Source organism: Corallococcus praedator, assembly GCF_003612125.1.
GTDB classification, from domain to species: domain Bacteria; phylum Myxococcota; class Myxococcia; order Myxococcales; family Myxococcaceae; genus Corallococcus; species Corallococcus praedator.
This window is the reverse complement of record NZ_RAWI01001449.1, coordinates 1-385: the sequence shown is the minus strand read 5'-3', so window position 1 is coordinate 385 and position 385 is coordinate 1. Positions and strand designations below refer to the sequence as shown.

The following is a 385-nucleotide window of genomic DNA, read 5'->3' as shown; positions in this document are numbered from 1 at the left end:
CCACAGAACGCCCGCATTCAAAAAAACCTGGCGATGCAGTCGCTCCATTACATAAACGGCAAGCGCTCCGGTTCCAAACGCGATCGCCACAATCATCAGCAGACCGAGCGGCGGACTAAACAGCATGACCGCAATTTCCTGCAAAGCGGCGACGTTGGATAAGCCGATCGCCAGCAGCGTATCAAGGACGCTTGCCACTGCTGCCGCCTGCGCCAGTTCCAGCCAGGGAAACGCTTTGAGTCGCTGAAGAGGATTACGCACTTTGCCGCCTCGTGATTTCTGCTCTCTTTAATTTTGCTCAATTTGCAAATAATTGGGCGGCACTCGATTACTTGCTGGCCGCGACCAAGCGATACCATTCCGCAAGCTCGCGATCGGGCTGCAT

General features: G+C 55.1%; 1 protein-coding gene. It reads right to left on the bottom strand.

Going from position 1 to position 385, the window contains the following annotated elements; all coding sequences use genetic code 11:
* A partial coding sequence (locus tag D7Y13_RS45570) for a hypothetical protein (protein ID WP_208734771.1) occupies positions 1-261 on the bottom strand: 261 nt, incomplete at its 3' end.
* Between the last annotated feature and the right edge of the window lie 124 nt (positions 262-385).